At 39.0% G+C, this 4,364-nt stretch carries 3 protein-coding genes and 1 pseudogene; 3 read left to right on the top strand and 1 reads right to left on the bottom strand.

Translation table 11 applies throughout. The features are described 5' to 3' along the window. The first annotated feature begins 385 nt into the window (after nucleotides 1-385). The 3 genes from dnaK (at nucleotide 386) to CBG25_RS17835 (ending at nucleotide 4,268) form a co-directional block, all read left to right on the top strand. On the top strand, nucleotides 386-2,305 hold the full coding sequence (gene dnaK, locus CBG25_RS17845; RefSeq protein ID WP_290608340.1) for a molecular chaperone DnaK: 1,920 nt from the start codon (nucleotides 386-388) through the stop codon (nucleotides 2,303-2,305). Between the two features lie 116 nt (nucleotides 2,306-2,421). Then, nucleotides 2,422-3,558 (top strand): molecular chaperone DnaJ, encoded by a 1,137-nt coding sequence (dnaJ, locus tag CBG25_RS17840; protein WP_290608338.1) that lies wholly within the window; start codon nucleotides 2,422-2,424, stop codon nucleotides 3,556-3,558. Between the two features lie 353 nt (nucleotides 3,559-3,911). After that, nucleotides 3,912-4,268: a hypothetical protein gene (locus CBG25_RS17835; protein WP_290608336.1), complete on the top strand. Its 357-nt coding sequence runs from the start codon at nucleotides 3,912-3,914 to the stop codon at nucleotides 4,266-4,268. Here the strand turns inward: CBG25_RS17835 and CBG25_RS17830 are convergent. Next, a pseudogene (locus CBG25_RS17830) lies at nucleotides 4,261-4,364 on the bottom strand (IS110 family transposase); the annotation flags it as partial. The gene CBG25_RS17835 and the pseudogene CBG25_RS17830 overlap by 8 nt on opposite strands.

Raw genomic sequence — 4,364 nt, 5'->3', positions numbered from 1 at the left:
CATAAACGATTATCTCGTAACAGCCGCTCTTTGTTGATCATTTCAAACCTTTATTCTCTAAGTTAAACCTCTTTTTATTCTCAATAGCGTGACAAAAAATGCAAGTCTCTATTCAGCAACTAGTTTAGTGTTTGGTTCAAAACAAAGATTAAAATGACATTTCATTTAAAAAATATTTTTTTACTTTCCCCTTGATGAATATTTTTATGTCCCCACTTTAATGAATAGCGTAGTTACCAATGGTCAATCTATCAACCTGTCACAAGGTGTCTCGTTAGGTAGATTTTTTTTGAGGTCAGGGAAAAAATCCCTTGAAAAAAATTCATTGAGCCTCATATAGGTTGGTAACTAGATTGGTTAAGAATTCCCTTTGGAGGCTGTTTAGATGGGTAAAATTATCGGGATTGACCTGGGTACAACTAACTCTTGTGTAGCTATTATGGATGGCACAAATGCGCGGGTATTGGAAAACAGTGAGGGTGATCGTACCACTCCTTCTATTGTTGCATATACTCAAGATGGTGAAATTCTTGTGGGGCAGCCGGCAAAACGTCAGGCCGTGACAAACCCACAAAATACATTTTTTGCCATTAAGCGTCTGATTGGACGTCGCTTTGAAGATGAAGAAGTTCAACGTGACATTTCTATTATGCCTTATAAAATCATTGCTGCAGATAATGGTGATGCTTGGTTGGATGTTAAGGGGCAAAAAATGGCTCCTCCTCAGGTTTCCGCTGAGGTGTTGAAAAAAATGAAAAAAACGGCTGAAGATTATCTGGGTGAACCCGTTACTGAAGCTGTTATTACTGTACCGGCTTATTTTAATGATGCTCAGCGTCAAGCAACTAAAGATGCAGGTCGCATTGCTGGTTTAGATGTAAAACGTATTATTAATGAACCAACGGCAGCGGCGCTTGCTTATGGTTTAGATCGTGAAGTTGGTAACCGTACCATTGCGGTATATGACTTAGGCGGTGGTACTTTTGATATTTCAATTATTGAAATTGATGAAGTTGATGGTGAAAAAACCTATGAAGTGCTGGCCACTAATGGTGATACTCACTTAGGTGGTGAAGACTTTGATAATCGTCTGATCAACTATTTGGTCGATGAATTTAAGAAAGAACAAGGTTTTGATCTACGCAATGATCCACTAGCAATGCAACGCTTAAAAGAAGCAGCAGAAAAAGCCAAAATTGAGCTCTCTTCTGCTCAGCAGACTGATGTCAATCTGCCTTACATTACTGCAGATGCAAGTGGTCCTAAACATATGAATATTAAGGTGACTCGAGCGAAGCTTGAATCACTGGTTGAAGATTTGGTTAAGCGCTCAATGGAGCCGCTGAAAGTTGCACTGCAAGATGCCGGCTTAAATGTTAATGACATAAACGACGTCATTCTGGTTGGTGGTCAGACGCGCATGCCAATGGTGCAAAAAGCGGTTGCTGACTTTTTCGGTAAAGAACCTCGTAAAGACGTTAACCCTGATGAAGCGGTTGCTATGGGTGCGGCGGTGCAAGGTGGTGTATTAGCTGGTGATGTGAAAGATGTCTTGTTACTTGATGTAACTCCACTATCTTTAGGTATTGAAACCATGGGTGGTGTAATGACAACGTTAATTGCCAAAAATACCACTATTCCGACTAAACATAGTCAGGTGTTTTCAACCGCAGAGGATAACCAGTCGGCAGTAACCATTCATGTATTACAAGGTGAACGTAAACGCTCAGGTGATAACAAATCATTAGGGCAGTTCAATTTGGATGGTATTCAAGCGGCACCGCGTGGTATGCCACAAATTGAAGTTACCTTTGATATTGACGCAGATGGTATCTTACATGTATCAGCTAAAGATAAGAATACTGGCCGCGAGCAAAAGATTACCATCAAGGCATCTTCTGGTCTGAAGGAAGATGAAATCCAAAGAATGGTAAGCGATGCAGAAGCAAATGCGGAATCAGATCGTAAGTTTGAAGAATTAGTTCAGGTACGTAATCAGGCTGATCAATTGATTCATGGTACGCGTAAACAAATTGAAGAAGCGGCTGATAAGTTACCTGCTGATGATAAAGCTAACATAGAGAAAGCCATTTCTGAGTTGGAAACTGCGGTGAAAGGTGAAGATAAAGCCATCATTGAAGAGAAAATTCAAGCTTTAGTTCAAGCTTCGGCCAAGCTACTCGAGTTAGCTCAACAGCAGGCTCAAGCAGGTACTGCTGGCGCAGGCGCCCAACCTAAACAAGATGATAATGTTGTTGATGCTGAATTTGAAGAAGTCAACGACAAGGATAAAGATAAAAAATAGTGGCCCTTAGCGGGCACAGTAATGGTGTTAAGGATCATTTCCTCTGTTACTGAAAACCGAGTACGGGCGTTGGGGGAACTCTACGCCCGTTTCCGTGTGTTAAGGGTAAAATAAATATGGCAAAAAGAGATTATTATCAAGTTTTAGGCGTTACTAAAACCGCTGACGAGAAAGAGATCAAAAAAGCGTATAAACGTCTGGCAATGAAGTATCATCCAGATCGAAATCAGGGTGATAAGGAAGCAGAAAGTAAGTTTAAAGAAATTAAAGAAGCTTATGAAATTTTAACAGATGCGCAAAAACGCGCTGCTTATGATCAATATGGACATGCAGCTTTTGAACAAGGTGGCATGGGTGGTGGATTTAGCGGCGGTTTTGCTTCGGGCGCTGATTTTAGTGATATTTTTGGTGATGTATTTGGTGATATTTTTGGTGGTGGTGGGCGTCAGCGATCGGCTCGTGGGGCTGATCTCCAGTACGAAATTACCTTAACCTTAGAGGAAGCAGTTCGCGGAGTCAGCAAAGAGATCCGTATCCCAACTTTAGAAAAATGTGATGTTTGTAACGGCAGTGGCGCTAAACCAGGCACAAAACCAGAAACTTGTTCAACTTGTCATGGAGCAGGTCAGGTTCAAATCCGGCAAGGATTTTTTGCAGTTCAACAAACTTGTCCAACTTGCCATGGTCGTGGTCAAATCATCAAAGAACCTTGCATTAAATGTCATGGTCATGGCCGAGTAGAGAAATACAAAACTTTATCAGTAAAAATTCCACCAGGGGTTAATACAGGCGATCGTATTCGCTTAAATGGTGAAGGTGAGGCCGGAGAAAACGGCGCGCCAGCCGGTGATCTATATGTTCAGGTCAATGTCGCAAGACATGCTATTTTTGAGCGCGATGGCAATAACTTATATTGTGAAGTACCCATTAATTTTGCGGTTGCGGCTCTAGGTGGTGAAATTGATGTACCGACACTTGATGGTCGGGTAAGTCTCAAAATTCCAGCTGAAACACAAACAGGAAAAATTTTCCGCATGAAAGGAAAAGGTGTGAAGCCTGTTCGTGGTGGTATGACGGGAGATTTAATGTGCCGTATCCTGGTGGAAACGCCGGTTAAACTAAATGAAAAACAAAAAGCATTGTTGAAGGAATTTGGTGAATCTTTGAATGGTGAAAGTGATGGCAGGAACAGCCCTCGTTCAAAGAGTTTCTTAGATAGTGTGAAAAAGTTTTTTGATGATCTGACCAAGTAACGATATTTAGCTAAATAGATAGAGCATCGATAGTCAGTGATCGGTGCTTTTTTTATTGATTAAAAATAAGAACATTCAATTTGATTTACGGAATAGAAGAGGTAGTTATAAAATTGCAGGTTAATTGTGGTTATTTAATTAATATAAGTTATTTAATTCGTTCAATTTATGCAAATTATATTTAAAAATTTTAATTTTCAAGATTAATTTTGCCTGTTTTATGCAAGCTTCCTGCTTAAATTTCTATATAAAAATAAATTAAGATTAATTCCAACAAGTTAAACGTGAGCTTAACAAAACTTTCTATACAATTTAGTTTTATTTTTAATTAATTTATTGGATTGGAAATAGTTATGTCAGCATCATTTGGAATGATAATCAGAGATTCGTTTAGACAATTTTATTTTAACAGACCCGCTATCACTACACAAAATTGTGAAGAATATTTGACAAATAAATTAACTAGCAGGTTTGAATCCGAATTAAAAAATAGTAACTACGTTCATAGAATTGATAAAAGACTTATTAGTGCGGCCAATATATATTGTTCAGTAGATAACGGTGAATTAGAAGCGATTTTTAATCGAAAATTTATTGCACTCAATTTGGATAAGTTAGATATAGCAAATTTGCAAAAATTTCAGCATTTATTAGATTGCATTAAGGGGGTAAAAAATACAGCAACTGTCTTGACCAACAAAATTACGTAGTAACCTGATGGTAGGATTCATCCCATTCTTCGTTCTTTCTGAGCATCGCATTCAGGATGGTCAACAGTTTGCGCATGCAGGCAACCAGAGCGACTT

The organism is Arsenophonus sp. ENCA, from assembly GCF_002287155.1.
GTDB classification, from domain to species: domain Bacteria; phylum Pseudomonadota; class Gammaproteobacteria; order Enterobacterales; family Enterobacteriaceae; genus Arsenophonus; species Arsenophonus nilaparvatae.
This window is presented reverse-complemented; position numbering and strand designations above follow the sequence as displayed.

Bases quoted from the DNA above. Each gene is read 5' to 3' on its own strand.
- dnaK (WP_290608340.1), top strand. From the start codon at position 386: ATGGGTAAAATTATCGGGATTGACCTGGGTACAACTAACTCTTGTGTA.
- CBG25_RS17835 (WP_290608336.1), top strand. From the start codon at position 3,912: ATGTCAGCATCATTTGGAATGATAATCAGAGATTCGTTTAGACAATTT.
- dnaJ (WP_290608338.1), top strand. From the start codon at position 2,422: ATGGCAAAAAGAGATTATTATCAAGTTTTAGGCGTTACTAAAACCGCT.